General features: G+C 71.9%; 20 protein-coding genes and 1 pseudogene. 11 read left to right on the forward strand and 10 right to left on the reverse strand.

Annotation, left to right across the window (positions count from 1 at the left end):
• Positions 1–79: 79 nt before the first annotated feature.
• Complete coding sequence (locus ACIHFE_RS14820; protein ID WP_400106405.1) at positions 80–901, forward strand: HAD family hydrolase; 822 nt, start codon at positions 80–82, stop codon at positions 899–901.
• On the opposite strand, the gene ACIHFE_RS14825 is transcribed toward ACIHFE_RS14820, so the two are convergent.
• On the reverse strand, positions 828–1,550 hold the full coding sequence (locus ACIHFE_RS14825) for a rhomboid-like protein (RefSeq protein ID WP_400106407.1): 723 nt from the start codon (positions 1,548–1,550) through the stop codon (positions 828–830). The genes ACIHFE_RS14820 and ACIHFE_RS14825 overlap by 74 nt on opposite strands.
• An 80-nt stretch (positions 1,551–1,630) precedes the next feature.
• On the opposite strand from ACIHFE_RS14825, the gene ACIHFE_RS14830 reads away from it, so the two are divergent.
• The 3 genes and pseudogenes from ACIHFE_RS14830 to ACIHFE_RS14840 all read left to right on the forward strand — a co-directional run bounded on the left by ACIHFE_RS14830 (position 1,631) and on the right by ACIHFE_RS14840 (position 4,326).
• Positions 1,631–2,347 carry a FadR/GntR family transcriptional regulator gene (locus tag ACIHFE_RS14830; protein WP_400106409.1) on the forward strand — a complete coding sequence of 239 codons (717 nt, stop codon included), beginning with the start codon at positions 1,631–1,633 and terminating at the stop codon, positions 2,345–2,347.
• A gap of 54 nt (positions 2,348–2,401) precedes the next feature.
• Positions 2,402–3,367: pseudogene (locus ACIHFE_RS14835) on the forward strand (MFS transporter); the annotation flags it as partial.
• A gap of 14 nt (positions 3,368–3,381) precedes the next feature.
• Positions 3,382–4,326, forward strand: coding sequence for an aminoglycoside phosphotransferase family protein (locus ACIHFE_RS14840; protein WP_400106411.1), 945 nt, complete (start codon positions 3,382–3,384; stop codon positions 4,324–4,326).
• 13 nt (positions 4,327–4,339) lie between these two features.
• On the opposite strand, the gene ACIHFE_RS14845 is transcribed toward ACIHFE_RS14840, so the two are convergent.
• The 4 genes from ACIHFE_RS14845 to ACIHFE_RS14860 are packed head-to-tail and all read right to left on the reverse strand — an operon-like array spanning position 4,340 to position 7,905.
• Positions 4,340–5,059, reverse strand: a complete 720-nt coding sequence (locus ACIHFE_RS14845) for an ABC transporter permease subunit (RefSeq protein ID WP_400107009.1) — start codon at positions 5,057–5,059, stop codon at positions 4,340–4,342.
• A 20-nt stretch (positions 5,060–5,079) separates the two neighbouring features.
• Positions 5,080–5,991, reverse strand: coding sequence for an ABC transporter ATP-binding protein (locus ACIHFE_RS14850; RefSeq protein ID WP_400106413.1), 912 nt, complete (start codon positions 5,989–5,991; stop codon positions 5,080–5,082).
• Complete coding sequence (locus ACIHFE_RS14855; protein ID WP_400106415.1) at positions 5,988–6,887, reverse strand: ABC transporter permease subunit; 900 nt, start codon at positions 6,885–6,887, stop codon at positions 5,988–5,990. Before ACIHFE_RS14855 ends, ACIHFE_RS14850 begins: the two co-directional genes overlap by 4 nt.
• Positions 6,877–7,905 (reverse strand): ABC transporter ATP-binding protein, encoded by a 1,029-nt coding sequence (locus ACIHFE_RS14860; RefSeq protein WP_400106417.1) that lies wholly within the window; start codon positions 7,903–7,905, stop codon positions 6,877–6,879. Before ACIHFE_RS14860 ends, ACIHFE_RS14855 begins: the two co-directional genes overlap by 11 nt.
• 206 nt (positions 7,906–8,111) lie before the next feature.
• On the opposite strand from ACIHFE_RS14860, the gene ACIHFE_RS14865 reads away from it, so the two are divergent.
• The 4 genes from ACIHFE_RS14865 to ACIHFE_RS14880 are packed head-to-tail and all read left to right on the forward strand — an operon-like array spanning position 8,112 to position 12,703.
• Positions 8,112–8,969 (forward strand): M24 family metallopeptidase, encoded by an 858-nt coding sequence (locus tag ACIHFE_RS14865; RefSeq protein WP_400106419.1) that lies wholly within the window; start codon positions 8,112–8,114, stop codon positions 8,967–8,969.
• Entirely contained in the window at positions 8,966–10,753 is a 1,788-nt protein-coding gene (locus ACIHFE_RS14870; RefSeq protein ID WP_400106421.1) for an SDR family oxidoreductase, read from the forward strand. Before ACIHFE_RS14865 ends, ACIHFE_RS14870 begins: the two co-directional genes overlap by 4 nt.
• A 49-nt stretch (positions 10,754–10,802) precedes the next feature.
• Complete coding sequence (locus ACIHFE_RS14875; protein ID WP_400106423.1) at positions 10,803–11,675, forward strand: metal-dependent hydrolase; 873 nt, start codon at positions 10,803–10,805, stop codon at positions 11,673–11,675.
• Positions 11,672–12,703, forward strand: a complete 1,032-nt coding sequence (locus tag ACIHFE_RS14880; RefSeq protein WP_400106425.1) for a MerR family transcriptional regulator — start codon at positions 11,672–11,674, stop codon at positions 12,701–12,703. The genes ACIHFE_RS14875 and ACIHFE_RS14880 overlap by 4 nt, the downstream gene beginning before the upstream one ends.
• Here the strand turns inward: ACIHFE_RS14880 and ACIHFE_RS14885 are convergent.
• Together ACIHFE_RS14885 and ACIHFE_RS14890 are read right to left on the reverse strand one after the other, a co-directional pair.
• Positions 12,676–14,013 (reverse strand): carotenoid oxygenase family protein, encoded by a 1,338-nt coding sequence (locus ACIHFE_RS14885; RefSeq protein WP_400106427.1) that lies wholly within the window; start codon positions 14,011–14,013, stop codon positions 12,676–12,678. The two genes, ACIHFE_RS14880 and ACIHFE_RS14885, sit on opposite strands and share 28 nt — an antisense overlap.
• Positions 14,014–14,036: 23 nt before the next feature.
• Positions 14,037–14,594 (reverse strand): hypothetical protein, encoded by a 558-nt coding sequence (locus ACIHFE_RS14890; protein WP_400106429.1) that lies wholly within the window; start codon positions 14,592–14,594, stop codon positions 14,037–14,039.
• 116 nt (positions 14,595–14,710) lie between these two features.
• Between ACIHFE_RS14890 and ACIHFE_RS14895 the strand changes: the two genes are divergently transcribed.
• Positions 14,711–15,238 carry a PadR family transcriptional regulator gene (locus ACIHFE_RS14895; protein ID WP_400106430.1) on the forward strand — a complete coding sequence of 176 codons (528 nt, stop codon included), beginning with the start codon at positions 14,711–14,713 and terminating at the stop codon, positions 15,236–15,238.
• A gap of 81 nt (positions 15,239–15,319) precedes the next feature.
• Here ACIHFE_RS14895 and ACIHFE_RS14900 read toward each other — a convergent pair whose 3' ends face one another.
• On the reverse strand, positions 15,320–15,925 hold the full coding sequence (locus ACIHFE_RS14900; protein WP_400106432.1) for a hypothetical protein: 606 nt from the start codon (positions 15,923–15,925) through the stop codon (positions 15,320–15,322).
• Positions 15,926–16,110: 185 nt separating this feature from the next.
• Positions 16,111–17,013 carry a zinc metalloprotease HtpX gene (gene htpX, locus ACIHFE_RS14905; protein WP_400106434.1) on the reverse strand — a complete coding sequence of 301 codons (903 nt, stop codon included), beginning with the start codon at positions 17,011–17,013 and terminating at the stop codon, positions 16,111–16,113.
• Positions 17,014–17,174: 161 nt separating this feature from the next.
• Here htpX and ACIHFE_RS14910 point away from each other — a divergent pair, with 161 nt between their 5' ends.
• Positions 17,175–18,077 carry an LLM class flavin-dependent oxidoreductase gene (locus ACIHFE_RS14910; RefSeq protein ID WP_400106436.1) on the forward strand — a complete coding sequence of 301 codons (903 nt, stop codon included), beginning with the start codon at positions 17,175–17,177 and terminating at the stop codon, positions 18,075–18,077.
• Between the two features lie 80 nt (positions 18,078–18,157).
• A complete protein-coding gene (locus ACIHFE_RS14915) occupies positions 18,158–19,018 on the forward strand; it encodes a Cof-type HAD-IIB family hydrolase (RefSeq protein WP_400106438.1) in 861 nt (286 codons plus the stop codon).
• Between the two features lie 36 nt (positions 19,019–19,054).
• Here ACIHFE_RS14915 and ACIHFE_RS14920 read toward each other — a convergent pair whose 3' ends face one another.
• The gene (locus ACIHFE_RS14920) at positions 19,055–20,167 is read right to left on the reverse strand and encodes a peptidoglycan DD-metalloendopeptidase family protein (protein WP_400106440.1); all 1,113 of its coding nucleotides are present in this window, start codon (positions 20,165–20,167) and stop codon (positions 19,055–19,057) included.

Here is a 20,167-nt window from a genome sequence, read left to right on the forward strand (position 1 = left end):
GCGTGGCCGCCGGGCCGCGGTTCACCACGATGCCCGCACCTCTGCGCCACGCGGGCGGAGCGGCGAACCGGAGGGCACGGTGAGTCCCGAGCTGCCGTTCCGCCTGGTCGCCACGGATCTCGACGGGACGCTGCTGCGCTCCGACGAGACCGTCTCCGAGCGCACCCGTGCCGCCCTGGCCCTGGCCACGGCGGCGGGGGCCGCGCACATCGTGGTCACCGGACGGTCGGTGGCCTGGTGCCGGCACATCCTGGACGCCCTGGACTACCGGGGTCTGGCGGTGTGCGGGCAGGGAGCGCAGGTCTACCACGCGGGTGAGCACCGGCTGCTCACCGAGGTGACGCTGGACCGGCAGCTGGCCGGGCTGGCGGTCGCCAAGATCGAGGCGGAGACCGGGCCGCTGCACCTGGCCGCCAGCCGGGACGGGCTGGACGGCGAGGTGCTCACCGGCCCCGGCTACCGGGTCAAGGAGGGCCCGGTGGCGGCCGTCCCCATCACCGAGGCGGCCGAGCTGTGGGCGGCCCCGATCACCAAGCTCTACCTCCAGCACCCCACGCTGGACGACGACGCCCTGGTGGCGGTGGCGCGCTCGGTGGCGGGCGGCCTGGTGGGCGTGACCATGGCGGGCGCCGGGATCGTGGAACTGCTGCCGCTGGGCCTGAGCAAGGCCACCGGACTCTCGCTGGCGGCCCGCCGGCTGGGGATGCGGGCGGCGGACACCATCGCCTTCGGTGATATGCCCAATGACATCCCGATGTTCGGCTGGGCGGCCCATGGCGTGGCCATGGCCAACGCCCATCCGGAGCTGCGCGCGGTGGCCGACGAGGTCACCGGCTCCCACGACGAGGACGGCATCGCGACGGTGCTGGAGCGGCTCTTCGGCCGGCGGCACTCCGGCTGAGACCGCCCAGCCGGCGCCGGACGGCGGCGAAGTCCCAGGGCGGCCGGCCACGGGCGAACGGCCGGCAGGCCAGCCCGATCGCCGCCGCGATGGCATGGCCGACATCGGTGAAGGTGGCGCCGGTCAGCAGCGGCACCGCGAAGAACAACACCACCCCGGCCAGGGCGAGCCGGCGCCAGGGCCGGGGGAAGCGGTGGACCAGCAGGCCGGCCGCGGCGGCCAGGCCGTAGGACACCCCGATGTCCACCACATGCCGCATGGCGCGCGGGGCCCGGTGGTCCTCTATCGCCAGCAGTAGCAGCTTCTGGCTGGTCAGGGTGGCGGCGATATGGGCCACGCCCACCGTCCACAGCCAGCGCAGGGTGCCCACCCAGCGCTCCACATTGGCGTGGATCAGCTCGAACAGCACCGCGTAGAGCAGGAACGAGGACGGGTTCTGGATCCAGAACCCGCTGATCAGCAGGGACTGCAGCGGGTGCTGGTTGAGCTCGTGGATGTTGCTGCTGGTGCGGTGCAGCAGAAAGGCCTCCAGACCCTCGCTGGCCGAGGCGATCACCAGGCTGGTGATCCCGATGATCAGCAGCCAGATATGGGTGCCGGGGGAGGAACGCACCCAGGAGGCCAGCCGGGAGCGGAGGTCGTCCACCATTCGACGGTAGCCGAGGGGGCCCGGCTTCGCAGTTGTAGGATGACTGGGCAACCGGGCGAATCAAACGAGGGGTTATGGGCATGGCAGCACTGCGGGCGGCGGGGCGGCAGTCGCTGGTGGACACCGTGGTGGAGCAGCTGCGCACCCAGGTGACCGCCGGTGAGTGGCAGGTGGGCGAGCGCATTCCCACCGAGCACACGCTGGCCGAGCAACTGGGCGTCGGCCGCAACACCGTCCGGGAGGCGGTACGGGTCCTGGTGCACGCCGGAATGCTGCGCTCCAGGCAGGGCGAGGGCACCTTTGTGGTCTCCTCCGCCGACCCCGCCGAGATCATGCGCGGGCTGCGCCGGGCCGGCGTACGGGACGTCCTGGAGCTGCGCATCGCGCTGGAGACCGAGGCCGCCCGGCTGGCCGCCCTGCGTCATGAACCGGCCGACCTGGAGCGGATGCGGGCCGCCCTCGGCGCCCAGACCGCCTTCGAGGACACCGAGGGCCAGCCGGACTCCGGCAGCCTGGAGCTCTACGCCGACCACGATGTGGAGTTCCACCGGGCCGTGGTCGAGGCCGCGCACAACGCCGCGCTCAGCGCCACCTACGCCTGGTTCAGCAGCTCGGTGCGGGAGGCGCTGATCACCGCACTGGGCGACCGGGACATGCCGCGCATTGTGCACGGCGACCACCACGCCCTGATGGAGGCCATCGCCTCCGGCGACCCGGAGGCGGCCGAGCGGGCCGCCCGGGAGCTGCTGGACCGCCCCAAGCAGGCGGTCGAGGCACTGCTCGCCGACCACGACTGAACGCTCGCCGAGTACGGCCGAGCCGGGCAACACCCTGTTCCTGAAAGGTACTTCATGTCGGAGACGAGGACCCGGACACCTCTGACCACCACGGACACCACCGCCACGGACACCACCACCGCGGACGCCACCCCCGCGGCCCCGGCCGTGGCCCGCGCCCACCCCGCCCTGGTGATGCTGGGCGTGGTGCTGGCCTCGCTCAATATGCGGGCCGCGCTGGCCGGGGTCTCGCCGCTGATGGGCGAGATAAGTGACCACTTCCACCTGGCGGCGGCCGTCGGCAGCCTGGTGACCACCATCCCGCTGCTGTTCATGGGTCTGGGCTCGATCGCCGCGCCCCGGCTGGCCCGCCGCTTCGGCACCGAGAGCGTGCTGTGCGGCGCCCTGCTGCTGCTGTGCGGCGGGATCCTGCTGCGGGTGGCTCCGCCGGTGGTGGCACTGTTCGCCGGCTGCGCCCTGGTCGGCACCGCCATCGCCCTGCTCAATGTGCTGATGCCGGGCCTGGTCAAGCGGGACTTCCCGGACCGGGCGGCCGCCATGACCGCCCTGTACTCCACCACCCTGATCCTGGGCGCCACCGGCTCGGCCGCCCTGGCGGTCCCGCTGGAGAACGCGCTGGGCGGCTGGCGGGGCTCGCTGGCCTTCTGGGCGCTGCTGGCCGCGGTGGCTGTGCTGGTCTGGATCCCGCAGGCGGCCATCGCCCGCCGGGCCCGGGCCCAGGGCGCCGGCCCGTCCCCCCGCGCCGCCGCCGGCGAGGAGACCAGTCTGCTGCGCTCCCCGCTGGCCTGGCAGGTCACCCTGCTGATGGGCACCCAGTCGCTGATCGCCTATGTCTGCATCGCCTGGATGCCCACCGTCTTCACCGACCATGGGATGAGCAAGGGCGAGGCCGGTGTGGTCTATGCCTTCTACACCCTGATCCAGATGGTCGGCTCCTTCTGTGTGCCGGTGATCGCGGGCCGGCTGCGTGACCAGCGGCCGCTGGCGGTCGCCGTGGTGACGCTGATGTCCGGCGGCGTGGAGGAGACGCCGCCGTGCCCGCTGCATCATCGCTCACCGTTCCCGCCGAGCTGGCCGCCTTCCATGAACGCTTCAACGCCGCCTCGGGGCGGGAGTGGGTGGCCGCGCTGCCGGGCCTGGCGGCGGAGTTCCTGGACCGCTGGAACCTGCGGCCGGACGGCGCACCCGCCCATGGCATGGTCGCGTTGATCCTGCCGGTGGTCTGCGAGGACGGCACCAGGGCCGCGTTGAAGCTCCAGCCGGTGGACGAGGAGAGCGTGGGTGAGCCGCTGGCCCTGCGCGCCTGGGGCGGCCATGGCGCGGTCCAACTCCTGGGCCATGACCCGGACTCGGGGACCATGCTGCTGGAACGGCTGGACGGTGCACGGTCCCTGGCCACGGTGCCGGACGACCTGGCGGCGCTGCGGCACCTCGCCGAACTGCTGGACCGGCTGCACTCCGCCCCCGCCCCGGCCGGACTGCGGCAACTCTCCGATATCGCCCGAGGGTTGCTGGAGCAGCAGCCGCAGGCCGCCCCGGCGCTGGCGGACCCCGCCGAGCGCCGGCTGCTGGCCGACTGCGCGGCGGCGGTACGGGAGGTGATCGACGAGCCCGGCCGCCGGCTGCTGCACTGGGACCTGCACTATGAGAATGTGCTGGCCACGCTGCCCGGTGCGCGGCGCGAGCCATGGCTGGCCATCGACCCCAAGCCGCTGGTCGGCGACCCGGGGTTCGACCTGCTTCCGGCCCTGGACAACCGCTGGGCGGACATCGCCGCCACCGGCGATCCGGCGCGGGCGGTGCTGCGCCGCTTCGACCTGCTCACCGAGGTGCTGGAGCTGGACCGGCACCGGGCGGTGTGCTGGACGCTGGGCCGGGTGCTGCAGAACGCGCTGTGGGACATCGAGGACGGGGAGACCTCCCTGATCCCCGAGCAGGTCACCATTGTGCGCGCCCTGCTCTCCCGCCCCGGCCGCTGATCGTCCGTAACCGCTACTCCTCGCCGGCCAGCGTCAGCCGGCGCAGCTTCTGCCCGGCGTACCAGGTGGCGGCCACCGTCACCGCGGCCAGCAGCACCAAGGCGGTGGGCAGGGCGACATCGGAGCTGATGGCCCCCGGTGCGCCGATCTTCTCGGCCAGGGCCAGTGCCCACTGCTGGACGCTGAGGGTGCGGGCGCCGGGGACCAGGTTGCCGAAGAGCGATTCCCAGACCAGGGCGTAGACCAGGCCGGCCACCACCGCATGCCGGGTGAGCGTGGCCAGCAGCAGGAACAGGGCGCTGTAGGCGATGGAGGCGACGGCCGCGGCGGCCGCGTAGGCGACCGCGATCTGCTCGCTGTTGCCGTTGAGGACAAAGCCCGCGATCAGGATGGGTATCACTGAGAAGGCCATGGTGACCCCAATGGCCACCACCAGCTTGGTGAGGATGATCGTCGGCCGTTTGACCGGCTTGGCCAGCAGATAGACCACCGAGCCGTCGTCGATCTCCGGGCCGATGGCCCCGGTGCCGGCGATCACTCCGATCAGCGGCACCATGGTGGCCAGCGCGAAGCCGCCCAGCACATCGATGGCGGTCTGGTCGTCGGCGCCGGTCAGGGCGCGGATGGCGATCGAGACAAGCAGCAGCAGGGCGGGCAGGGACACCAGAATGGCGATCCTGCGGCGGCCCAGCAGCCCGCGGTAGGTGAGCCGGGCGACTGTGGGGTGGAACATCATGGCGTCTGGGGCTCCCTTCAGGCCGCGACGAGGTAGGAGAAGACCGATTCCAGGGACTCGTCGGAGGGCGAGACCGCCAGCAGACGGATGCCCTGGGCCCGGGCGACGGCGGGCAGCAGGGTGGTGAAGCGGCCGAAGTCGGCGGCCTGGATGCGCAACGCGCCTTCCTGGAGGTCGACTTCGATGCCCGCCGTGGATGGATCGGCGATCAGCGCGGCGGCCAGCGCCCGGTCGTCACTGGAGCGCACCAGATAGCGGTGCGGGCGGTTGGTCATCAGCCGGCGGATCTTGCGGAAGTCACCGGAGGCGGCATGCCGCCCGGCCACCACCACCTCGATATGGGCGGCGAGTTGCTCCACCTCCTCCAGGATGTGCGAGGAGAACAGCACGGTGCGGCCCTCGGCCCCCATCCGCCGCAGCAGCTCCATCAGTTGCATGCGCTGGCGGGGGTCCATGCCATTGAACGGCTCGTCCAGCAGCAGCACCGAGGGGTCATGGACCAGGGCGGAGGCCATCTTCACCCGCTGCCGCATGCCCTTGCTGTAGGTGGCGATACGCCGGTCCTGGGCGTACTCCATCTCCACGGTGGCCAGGGCCCGTTGGGCCGCGTCGGCGCCCAGGCCGTGCAGCTCGGCGTTGGCGGTCACAAACTCCAGGCCGGTGAGGAAGTCGTACATGGCCTCCCGCTCGGGGACCAGGCCGATGTGCCGGTAGATCTGCTCATGGCCCCAGATGGTGGTCCCGTCCAGGGTGACGGTGCCGCTGGAGGGGGCCAGGAAGCCGGCCATCATATGGATCAGGGTGGACTTTCCGGCGCCATTGGGGCCGAGCAGTCCGGTGACACCCGGGCCCACCCGCATGGTCACGTCATTGACGGCGACCACATTGCCGAACCAGCGGGAGACCTTCTCGATCTCGACGGTTGTCACAGCCCGGCCTTTCGGTAGCGGCGCATCAGCAGCGCATAGGAGCCGGCGATCAGGCCGAGGACGACCAGCAGGTAGACCGCGCCCGCCGCGGCGTCCGGGCCATGGCCGCCGGGGAAGTTGGAGGTGGCCTGGAGGAAGGCGGTCTGTACGCCGTCGATCAGGGTGAGCGGGGAGAACAAACCCAGCCAGCTGATGGCCTGGGTGGTATCCCGGGCCAGGGCGATGGCCTGGATGGTGCTGACCGCGCCATAGGAGATGGTGAGCACCGCGATGATGGCGGCGACACCGAACCCGCGCCGGGGGGTAAGCGCGGCGATCACCAGGCCGATACCGGCGAAGAGCAGCGACAGCAGGGCCACGGAGACCAGTCCTTCGGCAAAGCCCCGGGTCTGACCGGCGACACCCAACTTGGCCAGCAGGGCGCCGAGATAGAGGATCAGCAGGGGCGCGGCGGTGAGGATGAACAGGGCGGAGGCCAGCGCGGCGAACTTGGCCACCACATAGTCGACCCGTTCGATCGGGCGGGAGAAGTACAGCGGCACGGTCTTGAACCGCAGGTCCCGGGAGACCGACTGGGGCGCCTGGGCGGCCAGGAAGAGGCCGATGACCGCCTGCAGATAGGGGGCGTAGGCGGTGTACGCCACCAGGAGTTTGTTCGCCTTGGTGGCCACCGTCACCGCCACGATGATGGCGGCGGGCAGGCACATCACGGCGAACAGGATCATCGGCAGCACCTTGGACTTGGCCGAGCGGCCCAGGCCATAGGTGCCGCGCAGGCTCTGGACGTAGAGCGAGCGCCGGATGTAGCGGCGGCCGAGGCGGGCGCCGGCGTAGTTGCGGTAGCCGATGTTGTGGATGACGTCCTGGGCGGGGGCCAGGGTGGACTCAGGCGGCATCGGGACTGCCCCATTTCTGCGCGGGCTCGGTCGGCGGGACGGCGGTGGCGGTCTGGAAGACCTCCGCGATGCGGTGCCGGCGCTGTTCCATCCTGACCAGGCCCAGGCCGAGTTGGGCCACCGCGTCGCGCACCGTGTCATAGGTCTCCTCGCCGGCCAGGTCGACCAGCAGCACCCGGCCGGAGCCGGGGGCGCCCTGCTCGTCCGAGGGCTGCACCGTCAGCCCCGCCCCGGTCAGCTCCGAGTGCAGCGCCGCGGTGCCGTCGGGGTGGGTGTCGCTGTCGGTGACCTCGACCGCCAGGGAACCGGTGGCCTGGGTGAAGTCGCTGGTGGCGGAGGAGCGCAGCAGCCTGCCGCCGTCGATGACCACCACCTGGTCGCAGGTGCGCTCCAGCTCGCCCAGCAGGTGTGAGGTGACCAGCACCGAGATGCCGAAGTCGGTGTGCACCCGGCGGATCAGGGCCAGCATCTCGTCCCGGCCGACCGGGTCCAGGCCGTTGGTGGGCTCGTCCAGGAACACCAGGAGCGGGTCATGGACCAGCGCCTGGGCCAGCTTGACCCGCTGCTTCATACCGGTCGAGTAGCCGCCGATGGGGCGGTAGCGCTCCTCGTAGAGCCCCACATGGCGCAGGGTGTCGGCGGTGCGCTCCCGGGCGGCGGCCGGCGGCAGCCCGGACATCCGGGCCATATGGACCACGAACTCGGTCGCCGAGACATCCGGCGGCAGACAGTCGTGCTCGGGCATATAGCCCACCCGCTCACGGATCGCCGCGCCCTGGGTGGCGACGTCCATGCCGAGCACCCGGGCGCTGCCCTCGGTGGCCGGGGAGAGCCCCAGCAGGATCTTGATCAGCGTGGACTTGCCGGCCCCGTTGGCACCCACCAGTCCGGTCACACCGGGGGTGATGTCAACGGAGAGCCGCTCAAGCGCGGTCACCTTGGGGAACCGCTTGCTGAGGCTGTCGATGGCGATCACTGTCACGCCTTCGACGGTAGTGGCGTGGCACACAGCGGTCATCAGCCCAGAGCGTGGCTTGTGCGTAGTCCTCGGGGCTGACCCGCCCGTAGGGGATCGGCCGGAAGAACGGGTGGGTGGCCCTGGCAATCACCGGAGCACCGGACCATGACTCTTGACGCAGCCGCCGAACATTGTCACATTCATTGCTGTCAACTTACCGATTCCGCAACGGGGTTCACCCGGTGCGCTCCGGACGGGCGGGTGGCATGACGGCTGGCGGCGGGAACGGCCTCCCCGGGGAGCCCGGGGAGCTCGATGGCTTCCGGGAGGTGCAGCGCCTGGCCTATGCCTGCGCGGAGGCGGTGGCCGGGCGGCTGCGGCCGGGGGTGACCGAGCGGGAGGCCGCGCGGATGCAGCGGGAGTGGCTGCGCGAGCGCGGGGTGCGGGACTGGTTCCACCTGCCCTTCGCCTGGTTCGGCGACCGGACGGCCTTCGCGGGCTTCCGGCTGCCGCACCAGTTCTTTCCCACCGGGCGCCGGCTGGCGCCGGGCATGCCCTTCATCCTGGACATGGCGCCGGTGTACCGGGGGTTCACCGCCGACATCGGCTACTCGGGCTGCCTGGGCCCCAGTCCGCTGCACCGGCGGCTGACCGGGGACCTGCTGGAGCACCGGGCGCTGATCCTGCGCGAGGTGCGCGAGCGGCGGCCGCTGCGCGAGATCTACCGGCATGTGGACGAGCTGATGGCACGCCAGGGCTATGCCAACCGGCACCGCGCCTATCCCTTCGGGGTCATCGCGCACAAGGTGCACCGGGTGCCCCAGCACCGCTGGTCGCCCAGCCTGTTCGGGTTCGGGGCGCACGCCCTGAAGGGGCTGGCCTCGGACGCGCTGCGCGGGCACCGCGAGGGCTGGTCGCCGCTGTGGAGTCCGTACCGGGTCTCCGACCACCCGCCGCAACCCGGGCTGTGGGCGGTGGAGCCGCACCTGGGCTTCCGGGGCACCGGCGCCAAGTTCGAGGAGCTGCTGGTGGTCACCGACTCCCGGGATCCGGTGGAGAGCGCGTTCTGGCTGGACGAGGACCTGCCGCATCTGCGGCACCGAGCCGAAGGGGTGGCGGCGTGAGCGAGGCGGGGATCGAGGGGGCGCGGGAGCGCCGGGTGGTCTCGGGCGGGGTCGAGCTGTGTGTGGCCGAGCTGGGCGAGGCGGCACAGCCGACCGTGGTGCTGGTGCACGGCTATCCGGACAGCAAGGAGGTGTGGTCCGAGGTCGCCCGGCGGCTGGCGGGCCGCTTCCATGTGGTGCTCTACGACGTCCGGGGCCATGGCCGGTCCACCGCGCCCATGCCGCTGCGCGGCGGCTTCACCCTGGAGAAGCTGACCGAGGACTTCCTGGCGGTGGCGGACGCGGTGAGCCCGGGCGCCCCGGTGCATCTGGTGGGCCATGACTGGGGCTCGGTGCAGGGCTGGGAGTTCGCCACCGCCCGGCGGACCGAGGGCCGGGTCGCCTCCTTCACCAGCATCTCCGGCCCCTCGCTGGACCACCTGGGACTGTGGCTGCGGCGCCGGGCCGCCCGGCCCACCCCGCGAGCCGTGGCCCAGCTGCTGGGCCAGGGCCGCAGATCCTGGTATGTCTCCGCGCTGCACCTGCCGGTGCTGCCGGAGGCGGCCTGGCGGGGCCCGCTGGGCCGGCGCTGGCCCGCCCTGCTGGAGCGCCTGGAGCGGCTGCCGGCGGACGGCTACCCCACCTCCTCGCTGCCCCGGGATGCCGCGCACGGCGCCTGGCTGTACCGGGACAATGTCCGGCCCCGGCTGCGCCGGCCGCGCCGGGACGCCTACGCCCACGCACCGGTGCAGCTGATCACGCCCACCGGGGACCCCTATCTCTCCGAGCACCTCTATGACGGCCTGGAGCAGTGGGCGCCGGGCCTGGTGCGCCGCACCCTGCGCGCCAAGCACTGGGTGCCCCGGCACCGGCCCGATCAACTGGCCGCCTGGATCGGCGAGTTCGTGCTGACCCATCAGGACCGCGGGCCGGGCGCCGCCCGGCCGGCGGCGGTGGCGCGGGAGGCGCAAGGGGCCTACGCCCAGCGGTTCGCCGGACAGCTGGTGCTGGTGACCGGGGCGGCCGGCGGCATCGGGCGGGCCACCGCCTTCGCCTTCGCGGAGGCCGGGGCGCGGGTGATCGTGGTGGACCGGGACGCCGAGGGCGCGGCCCGCACCGCCGAGCTGGCCCGGCTGAGCGGGGCGGCCGGGGCCTGGGCCGAGTGCGCGGACGTCTCCGACGAGCCGGCCATGGAGAAGCTGGCCGCCCGGGTGGCCGCCGAGTACGGCGTGGTGGACATCCTGGTGAACAACGCCGGTATCGGGCTGGGCGGTTCCTTCCTGGACACCTCGCCGGAGGACTGGCGCCGGGTGCTGGATGTCAACCTGTGGGGCGTCATCCATGGCTGCCGGCTCTTCGGCCGGCAGATGGCCGAGCGCGGGCAGGGCGGCCATATCGTCAATATCGCCTCGGCGGCGGCCTTCCAGCCGGTGCGGACGCTGTCCGCCTATGGGGCCTCCAAGGCGGCGGTGCTGATGCTCAGCCAGACGCTGCGGGCGGAGCTGGCCGGGCGGGGCATCGGGGTCTCGGCGATCTGCCCCGGGGTGGTGAACACCGGCATCGCGGGTTCGGCGCGCTATGTGGGAGTGCCCGAGGAGGAGCAACGGCGGCTGCGCAAGCGCGCGGTACGGGCGTACCGGCTGCGCAACTACCCGCCGGAGAAGGTGGCGGACGCCGTGCTGCGGACGGTGCTGCGCGACCGGGCGGTGGTGCCGGTGACGCCGGAGGCCCATGGCGCCCTGCTGCTGTCCCGCTTCGCCCCCCGGCTGCTGCGGGCCCTGTCCCGCATCGAACCCCGGCTGTAGCCATGGCCATTGAGGCCACCGAGACCCCCGAAGACCTTGAGGAGCAAGGATGAACTATCACATATCCCCAAGACGGGTGTCCTTCGACTGGCGCCGGACCCCGCTGCACTGGATACCGGGCGAGCCCACCGCCACCCATGTGATCAATGTGCTGCACCTGCTGCTGCCGGCCGGCGAGCGGTGGTTCATCAAGGTCTTCAAGGAGGCCCTCCCGCTGGTGCGGGATCCCCAACTGCTCAAGGAAGTCAAGGGCTTTATGGGGCAGGAGGCCACCCATAGCGTGCAGCACTCCTATGTGCTGGACCATTTGGCCGAGCAGCGGCTGGACACCACCGAGTACACCCGGCTGGTGGACTTCCTCTTCGATGTGCTGCTGGGCGAGAAGCCGCCGTTCGGCCTGCCGGTCCCGGCCGGTGAGTGGCTGCGCTTCAGGCTGTCGGTGATCGCCGCGGTGGAGCAGTTCACCGCGGTGCTGGGCGACTGGGTGCTGCGCACCGACGCGCTGGACCGGGCCGATCCGGACCCGGTGATGCTGGACCTGCTGCGCTGGCATGGCGCGGAGGAGGTCGAGCACCGCTCGGTGGCCTTCGACATGTACCAGCACTGCGGCGGCGAGGATCCCGGCCGCTATGCCCGCCGGGTGTACGGCATGGCGGTCACCGCGCCCGTGCTGTTCTATCTGTGGGGGTACGGCGCCACCTTCCTCATACGCAACGATCCCCGCCTGGCCGGCCGGGTGCGCTACACCCTGCGTTCCCACAACCGGGCCGTCGGCAAGGGGCTGTTGCCCAGCTGGCGGGAGCTGGGCGCGGCCGTGCCGCGCTATCTGCGGCGTTCCTACCACCCTTCTCAGGAAGGCTCATTGCAGGCGGCGGTGGCCTATCTCGCCTCCTCCCCGGCGGCGGCCCGGGCCGCCTCATGACCAGCGCTGCCTACCGGATCGAGGACCTGGCCCGGCACAGCGGCGCCACGGTCCGCACCATCCGCGCCTACCAGGACCGCGGGCTGCTGCCCAAGCCGGAGCGCAGCGGCCGGGCGAATGTCTACCGCGAGGTCCATCTGGCGCGGCTGCGGCAGATCGCCGGGCTGCTGGAGCGCGGCTACACCCTGGCCAGCATCAAGGAGCTGCTGAACGCCTGGGACACCGGCCAGGACCTGGGCGGGGTGCTCGGTCTGGTCGCCGCGGTGGACGGACCGTGGAGCGATGAGCGGGCCGTCCGGATCACCCGCGCCGAGCTGTCCACCCGCTTCGGCGGCCTCCAGGACGAGTCCGCCCTTGAGGAGGCGGTCGAACTGGGCGTGCTGGAGCGGATCCCCGGCTCCCCCGAGGTGTTCCTGGTGCCCAGCCCCCAGGAACTGGCGGTGGCCGCCGAGCTCCATGCGGCCGGGGTGCCGCTGCCCGCCATCACGGGCCATCTGCGCGAGCTCAGGGTGCGGGTGGAGCACATCGCCGGACGGTTCCTGGACTTCACCACCGAGCATGTCTTCCGCCCCTATCTGGACCATCCCCCCTCCGACGCGGAGGCCGCCGAGGCCGCCCAGCTGGTGCGCCGGCTGCGCCCGCTGGCCCAGCAGACCATGGACGCGGAACTGGCCCGGGCGATGCGGACCTTGGCCACCCGCTTCCTCCGCAACCATCTCAGTGAGTCCGCGCCACCGCCGCCCGGCCCCGCAACATGCCCTGTCCACATGGTCGTTGCCGAGCCGTCCACCCCGGTCCCGGCCCCGGCCGGCGAGGCCATGGACGCCGGCCATGCCGGCCCGCCCCTGGACCGCCCCGACGGCGAACCGGTCACCCTGCCCATGGAGACCGTGCGGGCGGTGCGGGAGCTGGTCGGGCAGGCCCGGGCCGGGGAGTTCATCGCCGCGGCCGCGGAACGGGAGGTGCGGGCCCGGGTGATGGACGAGCTCGCCGCCGGGGGTCAGCGGTCCGCCATCCAGTTGCCATGAAAGCCGTAGGGCACCCGCTGCGGCAGGTGGACCATAGCCACCGGCGGCGCGGAGAGCTCCTGGGCGTCCAGGATGACCAGGTCGCTGGTGCCGGTGGCGGCGTCATAAACATAGGCGAGCAGCCAGCCGGGGCCGCCCGGCCGGTCATCGGCCGGGGCGAAGGCCGCCTCGGCCGGTATCCGGCCCGGCCCGAAGTCATGCCGGGCCACCGAGCCGGTGCTCAGGTCATAGCGGAGCAGCGCACCGGGGACGGGCCCGGCGCCCGGCGGCGGGGCGACCGTGGCATGGCCATAGCGGGCGGGCTTCCCGGCCAGCCGGTCATCGATGCGCGGGAACTCGCAGGGCGTGTCGTCGAGTTGCTCCTCGGTGACGGTGCCCCGGGCCAGGTCGATGGTCCACCGCCAGAGCGCGGGAAGGCCACGGCCGAGGCCGGCGCCGACGGCGTGATCCGGATGGCGCACCACATGGAGAACGATGGTCTCGCCCTGCTCATGGGCGTTGAGCGCATGGAAGACATAGCAGGGCTCCACCGGCAGCCAGCGCACCTCACCGAAGGGGTCATCGCGCCGTAGCACGCCCAGCCGGGCCCCGTACCCGGGATCCCAGACGTAGGGCATCCCACCGCCCGGCCTGCGCACCCGGTCCGGGTCGAAGACGACGGGCAGGTCCATGAACACCACATGGCGGGCGGTGAGATGGAAGTCGTGCATCATCGTGTGGGCCGGTACATCGATGACTCTGCTGAGGACCAACTCGCCCCCGGCGTCGGCCCGGTGATAGGTGAGGTAGGGCGGTGTGAGCCCGCCGTAGCCGAAGAAGTGCAGCTCTCCGGTGTCGGGGCAGGTCTTGGGGTGAGCGGTCATCGGTGTGGTCAGGCGCCCGGCGAAGTCATGGACGCCCACCGTCTCCAGCTCATGGCCCGGACGGCAGTCGATCTCATAGGGGAACGCGGATTCCACCAGGGCCAGGGTGCGCCCGGCATGCCGCACCACATGGGTATTGGCATGCCCGGCGGTGAGGTCCACCCCGCCCCTCCCGTCGTAGAGCCGGGCGCCATGGGTGAACTTGCTGGTGCGCACCCAGCGGTTGCGGTAAGCGGTGGCCCGGCCGGCCGTCAGGCGCACGCCATGGATCATGCCGTCGCCGAGGAACCAGTGGCCGGAGGCCGCGTCCCGCGGGTTGGGTCCGTTGCGGAGGTACCAGCCGTTGAGTCCGGGCGGGATCGCTCCGGTGACCGGAAGGTCATGGGAGGTCAACTCCTGTTGGACCGGTGCGTAGTTGCCGGTGAGGTGGGCGGGTGTGGCGGTCATGGGATGTATCTCCCTGGGGTGACTCAGCGGCTCAGGCGGGCGGCGCGCTCCAGCATGCGGCCGCGGTAGCGGTTGGTGAACAGCACCGGCAGGCCGAACCCGGCGATCTGGACGGCGACGGAGGCCCCAGTGCCCAGACCGGCGGCGTAGATCACGGTCATGGCAACGGCGCTCAGGGTGAAGGCGGTCGCCCAGGCGGCGGTGATGACCACATTGGCCCGCCGGAACAGCGGGTGCTGCCACACCTGCGGCGGGGTCTGGCGCTTGGCTATGCCTTCGGTGAAGGGGCGGCCGAGGGCCAGCGTGGCCCAGGCGGTGACCGCCAGCCAGGCCCAGGACAGCGCGCCGGTCCAGGAGCTCAGCGAGCTGTGCGGAAAGGCGAAGGTCCAGGCGGCGAGGGCCGCGAAGTAGGCCACCGAACTGCATTCCAGGATCAGTGAGTCGGCGGGGGTGCCGGTGGCGCGATCCCTGCCGAGCAGCACCAGCCCGACGAGCAGCGCGGCCAGCGCGCCCCACTGACAGCCGGCCGGAGCGACGATCGCGAAGGCGATCCAGGCGATAAATCCGCGCAGGTAGTTCATGGCAGGTCCCCCCTGTTGTCCCGGTTGCCGGCGCCGCGCCGACATTCCAACTTTGACACGTCGAAAGTAGAACCTCAACCCTTGACATGTCAATAGTGGAATGTCAGGCTGTGCTCATGAGTCTGAGACACGCGATGCTGGGCCTGCTGGCCAACCGTCCGGCCAGCGGCTACGACCTGATGAAGGCATTTGAGTCCTCGCTGGCCAACGTCTGGCCGGCCACCCAGAGCCAGGTCTACGGCGAGCTGGGCAAGCTGGCCAAGGCGGGCCTGCTCAAGGTGTCCACCGAGGGCGCCCGGGGCCGCAAGGAGTACGCGATCACCGAGGAGGGGCGTGCGGAGCTGCACCACTGGCTCACCGGGACCGAGCCGGAGCGCAAGATGCGCAGCGAGGCGATGCTGCGGGTCTTCTTCCTCAACGCCCTCACCCGGCTGGAAGCGGTGACCTACCTGGAGTCCGAGGCGCAGCATGCCGCCGGCCGGCACGCGGCCATGCGGGAGCTGGAGTCCAAGGTCGACTGGGATGACGGCCCGCTGTCGGTCAACGGCCGGATAGCCCTGGAGTACGGCCTGCGGCTGACCGCCATGCAGGAGGAGTGGGCCCGGTGGGCGGCCGAGCAGTACGCCGGGCACAAGCCGGACTGAGGCCGGCCCCAACTGCTCATATGGCCAACGCGGTTCCTGGCCAACGCGGTTCCTGGCCAACGCGGTTCCTGGCCAGGAGGTTCACAGACCGGGCGCGCCCCAGACCGGGAACCAGCGGGCCAGGTCGGGCTCGATCCGCAGGTCGCCGCCCAGCAGGGCCCGTACCTGGAGCTCCAGCCCGTTGTCCCGCCTGTCACGCCTGTCCGGCCCGTCCGGCAGCGGCGCGAACGGGTAGAAAGTGCCCCGCTTGTAGAGGTAGACCAGCGCCAGCGGCCGCCCTCCGGCATCGCGGAAGCCCATCAGTGAGCAGAGCAGTTGCGGTCCGAACCCGCCTTCCTGGAGCAGGGTGTTGACCGCGTGCAGGTCGTTGACCAAGCCCGCGGTGTCCTCCGCCGGGTGCCGGGAGAGCAGCCAGGTGTAGCCGTAGTCGTCCCTGCTGAACTCCACCGGCGCACCGGCGTGTTGGGGGTCCTGGCGGAGTCCCGCGTCCAGCAGTTCCCCGACCTCCTGCCGCAGGCCCTCGAAGGCCCCGCCCTCCACGCTGGCGAAGCACACCGAGCCCAGCCCGGTGGGGCGGAACCCGGCTCCCGCCTCCAGGGTGAGCGCGGCGGAGGGCAGGGCGAAGAGCCGGTCGAGGTCCGGGCGGACGGGTTTGCTGCGTCCCAGGATGACGTCGAGGAGACCCACGGGCCCCAGGCTCCCTTCCGGCTTCCGGGCCGGCCGGGCTTCACCAGCGGCCGGACTTCAAGGTATTCGGGCTTCACAGTGTTCGGGCTTCACGGTGTTCGGGCTTCACGGTGTTCGGGCTTCACGGTGTTCGGACTTCACGGTGTTCGGACTTCACGGTGTTCGGACTTCACGGTGTTCGGGCTTCACGGGCGGCCGAGCTGGGCTGCGATCCGGCCGAGCTGGTCCAGCCGCTGCTCCAGCGTCGGGTGCGAGGACAGCAGCCGGTTGACGCTGTCCCCGGAGAAGGCCGGCGCGAAGAAGAAGGCGTTGAAGGGCTCGGCCTGGCGCAGGTCCCGGGTGGGGATCCGGGCCATCTCGCCGGTGACCTTGGTGAGCGCGGCGGCCAGCGCCGAGGGCCGCCCGGTCAGCAGTGCGGCAGCCCGGTCCGCGGACAGTTCCCGGTACCGGGACAGCAGCCGGGTCAGCAGGAAGCTGATGGCATAGACCACCGCGCTGATCAGCGGAATCAGCACCACCAGGATGGCGGTGTTGCTGTCCCGGCCGCCCACCCGCCGGAAGCCGCCCCACAGTCCGACCCGGGTGACGACCCCGGCCAGTACGCCCAGGAAGGAGGCGATGGTCATCACCGCCACATCACGGTGCGCCACATGCGACAGCTCATGCGCCAGCACCCCCTCCAGCTCCTCCGGCTCCAGCCTGCGCAGCAGTCCGGTGGTCGCGCACACCACCGCGTTGTTCCGGTTGCGCCCGGTGGCAAAGGCATTGGGCACATCGGTGTCCGCGATGGCCACCCGCGGCTTGGGCATATCCGCCAGCGCACACAGCCGGTCCACAGCACCGTGCAGCTCCGGGGCCTGCTCGGGGGTGACCTCCCGGGCGCCCATGCCAAAGGCGGCGATCCGGTCGCTGAACCAGAACTGGGCGACAAACAGGCCGCCCGCCAGCACCAGCACCAGCGGCCAGGCCCCGCGCAGGACGACCATCAGCACGCCGACGAAGACCACATAGAGCAGCCCGATGAAGAACATCGTGCTCACCATGCGGGTGGTCAGCCCTCGGTCCGGAGCGAAACGGGTGCCTTGCATGGAGACCTCCAAGGCTCTGCACCACGCCCCCGTAGGTGCCTCTGCCCCGATTCTCCCTCGCCACCGCCGGCCCGCGCGGTAAAGGACTGGGTAAGAGCAGCAGGGCCGGCAGAATCAACCGCCGCCTCAAACGTCACAGGGGAAACGTAGGCTTCAGGAACATGACGACCTCCCTGCGCCTGAGCACCGTGATCCTTCCCGTCCGCCGCTGGCACGAGGGCGGCGAAGCCGAGTGGCGGCGTGCCGAAGAGCTGGGTTTCCACGCCGCCTACACCTATGACCACCTCTCCTGGCGGAGCTTCCGGGACGGCCCCTGGTTCGGTGCCATGCCGACGCTGACCGCCGCCGCCTGCGCCACCTCCCGAATCCGGCTGGGCACCATGGTCACCTCGCCCAACTTCCGGCACCCGGTCACCCTGGCCAAGGACCTGATCTCGCTGGACGACGCCTCCGGCGGCCGGATCACCCTGGGCATCGGGGCCGGCGGCAATGGCTTCGACGCCACGGCCCTGGGCCAGGAGCCCTGGACGCCCCGGGAGCGCGCCAACCGGTTCGCCGAGTTCGTCCCGCTGCTGGACCGGCTGCTGAGCGAACCGGCCGTCTCGCACCAGGGTGAGTTCTACTCCGCCGAGGAGGCCCGCAACATCCCCGGCTGTGTCCAGCGCCCCCGGATCCCGTTCGCGGTGGCCGCCACCGGACCGCGCGGCATGCGGCTGGCCGCCCGGCACGGCCAGGCCTGGGTGACCACCGGCGACCCCAAGCTGTTCGAGACCGGTACTCCCGAGCAGTCGCTGGCGGCCCTGCGCGGCCAGGTCGAGCGGATCGACGAGAAGTGCGCCGAGATCGGCCGCGACCCCCAGGAGCTGGAGAAGATCCTGCTCACCGGCTTCACCCCGGACCGCCCGCTGGACTCCTTCGACGCCTTTGTGGACTTCGCCGGCCGCCATGCCGAGCTGGGCTTCACCGAGATCGTGATCCACTCGCCCATCCCGGACTCGGACTTCGCCGCGGACCCTGAGGTCTTTGAGCGCATCGCCACCGAGGCCCTGGTCAAGCTGGGCTGAGAGCGGGCCGGGACAGGCCGGGGCCGGGCCAGGGCGCTCCCGGTATGTCCGGCCCCGGCCGTCTCCCCGAGAATGGGAGGGTGACTTCCGCTACCGAGCAGCCCGAGACCCCAGCCGCCCGGCGAAGAGCCCCCCGCCCCCGGCTGATCGCCACCGACCTCGACGGCACCCTGCTGCACGACGACAAGTCGGTCTCCGACCGTACGGTCGCCGCCCTCGCCGCCGCCGAGGCCGCGGGCATCGAGGTCTTCTTCGTCACCGGCCGCCCGGCCCGCTGGATGGACGTGGTCAGTGCCCATGTGCACGGCCATGGCCTGGCCATCTGCGCCAATGGCGCCGCGGTGGTCGACCTGCACGACGGCGGCCGCTTCGTGGAGGTGCGGCCGCTGGAGACCGCCGGCGCGCTGGCCATCGTCGAGACCATACGCACGGCCGTGCCCGGTTCCTCCTTCGCCGTGGAACGCACCACCGGAATCCACTACGAGCCGCAGTACCCGCCCTTCCAGGCCGACCCCGGCGCGGTGATCGCCACCGCCGAGGAGACGCTGTCCCAGCAGGGCGAAGGCACCGGTCCCATCCTCAAGCTGCTCGCCCACCACTCCGACCTGGCCCCGGACGAGTTCCTGTCCATCGCCCGCGCGGTGGCCGGCGAACACGGCTCGTTCACCCGCTCCAGCCCCACCGCCCTGCTGGAGATCAGCGGCCCGGGCGTCAGCAAGGCCAGCACCCTGGCCCGGTGCTGCGCCGAGCGCGGCATCTCCCCCGAGGAGGTCGTTGCCTTCGGCGATATGCCCAATGACCTGGAGATGCTGGGCTGGGCCGGGACCTCCTACGCGATGGCCAACGCCCATCCCGATGTGCTGGCCACCACCACCCACCGCACTTCGGCCAACAACGAGGACGGTGTCGCCAAGGTCATCGAACGACTGCTGGCGGGCTGACCCCCCAACTCCGGTACGGCGCCGGCGCGGCCCCGCTCACAACAGCACCCCCCGCCGGCGCAGCCACTCCACCGGATCGACCGCCGATCCGAACTCCGGCGAGGTACGGACCTCGAAGTGCAGGTGCGGGCCGGTGGAGTTGCCCGTGGTGCCGGACAGCCCGATCCACTCCCCCGCCCGCACCGGCCGCCCCGGCGTGACAAAGGGCGCCGCCAGGTGCGCGTACTGCGAGTACCAGCCGCCGGAGTGCCGGATCACCAGGCTGATGCCGAAGGCTCCGCCACAGCCCACCGCCACCACCGTCCCCGGCCCGATGGCCCGGACCGGGGTGCCCACCGGGACCGCGAAGTCCTGCCCGGTGTGGGTGCTGGCCCAGTTGGCGCCGGTGCCGCCGAAGCCGGCGGACAGCTGGTACTCCAGCACCGGGCGCGTCCAGCCCTGGTGCGCCTCGCCCGCCGGATGCGCGGCATCGCCCGCGTCCAGCGCAGCCCGGTCCACCGGCCGGCACCGGCCGCTGCCCACGGCCGCCTCGGCCAGGCCGTTGAGCACGTCACGGGCCTCCGACAGCTGCTCGTCCAGGGCACCCCTGGCCTGGCGCAGCCGCGTCACCTCCTGCTCCAGCTCCTGCCAGGAGCCGACCGCGGACCGCTCCTCCACGGCCAGGGCCCGGCTGCGCTCCTCGGCCTGGGCCAGCCCGACGGCCAGCAGTTCCCGGCGTTCGGACTCCGCCTTCTGCAGGGCCAGCAGCTCCGCCGGGTCATCGGCGGCCGCCAGGCTGCCCGGCGCGGTGAAGCCACCGGTGCGGTACTGGGCGCGGGCCTCCGCCCCGGCCTGTGCGTGCAGTTCCTGGGCGATCCGGCGCTGGCCGCGCAGCCGTTCGGCCGCGCGCCGGGCCCGCTCCCGGCGCTCCCGTACGCCCGCCAGCCCGCGCTGGTAGCGCTCCTTGGCCCGGCCCGCCTCCTGGGCCAGCCGGTACACCTCCAAACCGACCCGGGCGACCTTGGCCGGTGCCCGTACCGCCGCCGAGGGCTCGACGGTCGGCAGGGGCGCCAGCAGTGTGCACAGGGCGCACAGGGTGACGCCGACGCATCGCCGCCCGGTCCCACGCCCCGGGAGAAACGGGCCAGAAAAGCGACAAAGTGATCGCAT

It is taken from the genome of Streptomyces sp. NPDC052396, from assembly GCF_044593195.1.
In the GTDB taxonomy this organism is placed as follows: Bacteria; Actinomycetota; Actinomycetes; order Streptomycetales; family Streptomycetaceae; genus Streptomyces.

Excerpts from the sequence above, each read along its gene's own strand:
- ACIHFE_RS14825 (WP_400106407.1), bottom strand. The coding sequence starts at position 1,550 with ATGGTGGACGACCTCCGCTCCCGGCTGGCCTCCTGGGTGCGTTCCTCC.
- ACIHFE_RS14830 (WP_400106409.1), top strand. The coding sequence starts at position 1,631 with ATGGCAGCACTGCGGGCGGCGGGGCGGCAGTCGCTGGTGGACACCGTG.
- ACIHFE_RS14845 (WP_400107009.1), bottom strand. The coding sequence starts at position 5,059 with ATGTTCCACCCCACAGTCGCCCGGCTCACCTACCGCGGGCTGCTGGGC.
- ACIHFE_RS14855 (WP_400106415.1), bottom strand. The coding sequence starts at position 6,887 with ATGCCGCCTGAGTCCACCCTGGCCCCCGCCCAGGACGTCATCCACAAC.
- ACIHFE_RS14860 (WP_400106417.1), bottom strand. The coding sequence starts at position 7,905 with ATGACCGCTGTGTGCCACGCCACTACCGTCGAAGGCGTGACAGTGATC.
- ACIHFE_RS14865 (WP_400106419.1), top strand. The coding sequence starts at position 8,112 with ATGACGGCTGGCGGCGGGAACGGCCTCCCCGGGGAGCCCGGGGAGCTC.
- ACIHFE_RS14875 (WP_400106423.1), top strand. The coding sequence starts at position 10,803 with ATGAACTATCACATATCCCCAAGACGGGTGTCCTTCGACTGGCGCCGG.
- ACIHFE_RS14880 (WP_400106425.1), top strand. The coding sequence starts at position 11,672 with ATGACCAGCGCTGCCTACCGGATCGAGGACCTGGCCCGGCACAGCGGC.
- ACIHFE_RS14885 (WP_400106427.1), bottom strand. The coding sequence starts at position 14,013 with ATGACCGCCACACCCGCCCACCTCACCGGCAACTACGCACCGGTCCAA.
- ACIHFE_RS14890 (WP_400106429.1), bottom strand. The coding sequence starts at position 14,594 with ATGAACTACCTGCGCGGATTTATCGCCTGGATCGCCTTCGCGATCGTC.
- ACIHFE_RS14895 (WP_400106430.1), top strand. The coding sequence starts at position 14,711 with ATGAGTCTGAGACACGCGATGCTGGGCCTGCTGGCCAACCGTCCGGCC.
- htpX (WP_400106434.1), bottom strand. The coding sequence starts at position 17,013 with ATGCAAGGCACCCGTTTCGCTCCGGACCGAGGGCTGACCACCCGCATG.
- ACIHFE_RS14910 (WP_400106436.1), top strand. The coding sequence starts at position 17,175 with ATGACGACCTCCCTGCGCCTGAGCACCGTGATCCTTCCCGTCCGCCGC.
- ACIHFE_RS14920 (WP_400106440.1), bottom strand. The coding sequence starts at position 20,167 with ATGCGATCACTTTGTCGCTTTTCTGGCCCGTTTCTCCCGGGGCGTGGG.